This window comes from Devosia epidermidihirudinis, from assembly GCF_000971295.1.
In the GTDB taxonomy this organism is placed as follows: Bacteria; Pseudomonadota; Alphaproteobacteria; order Rhizobiales; family Devosiaceae; genus Devosia; species Devosia epidermidihirudinis.
Genome location: NZ_LANJ01000018.1, coordinates 1 through 546 on the forward strand (window position 1 = coordinate 1; position 546 = coordinate 546).

1 protein-coding gene is annotated in these 546 nt (G+C 56.8%); it reads left to right on the forward strand.

Features of this window, described 5'->3' with window-relative positions:
- A partial coding sequence (locus WH87_RS20485) for a hypothetical protein (RefSeq protein ID WP_046173249.1) occupies window positions 1–546 on the forward strand: 546 nt, incomplete at both ends.

Below are 546 nucleotides of genomic sequence, written 5' to 3' on the forward strand. Positions count from 1 at the left end.
GGAGAAGAAGGGAAGGAGACGAAGAGGGGAGAGAGGAAGACGAGGGGGGAGAGAGGGAGAGGGAGGGGGGGGGAACGGAGCGAAGAAAGGAGAGAGGAGGAAGAGAGGAGGGGGAGGGGGGGAGGGTGGGGAGAAAGGAGGGGGGGGAGGCGGGAGAGAGAGTGGGGGGGGAAGGAGAGGGGAGAACGGCAGAAATAGGGGAAGGCGAAAAGGTGGAAAGGGGGGGGAAGGAGGAAAGAGAGAGGGGAAGGGAGAGGAGGAGGAAGAGGAGGGGAAAGGAGGAAGGGAAAGAAGGAAAAGACGAAAAGAGAGAGGAACAGGGGGGGGAGCGGGGGGAGGAGCGAGAAGGAGAAAAGGAGGGGGAGAGGGGAACGGGAGAAGAGGAAGTAGAGGAGCGGGGGCCACGCCAGAAGGGAATAAAGAAAGTAGGAGTAGAGAAGAAGAGAATGAAGGTAGAAGGAAAAAGAAGTAAGAGAAGGGAAGACGAAGGAAAGGAAGAGGAGAAGAGAGAAGAGGAAAGGATGATCGATAAAGAGAAAAAGAAAG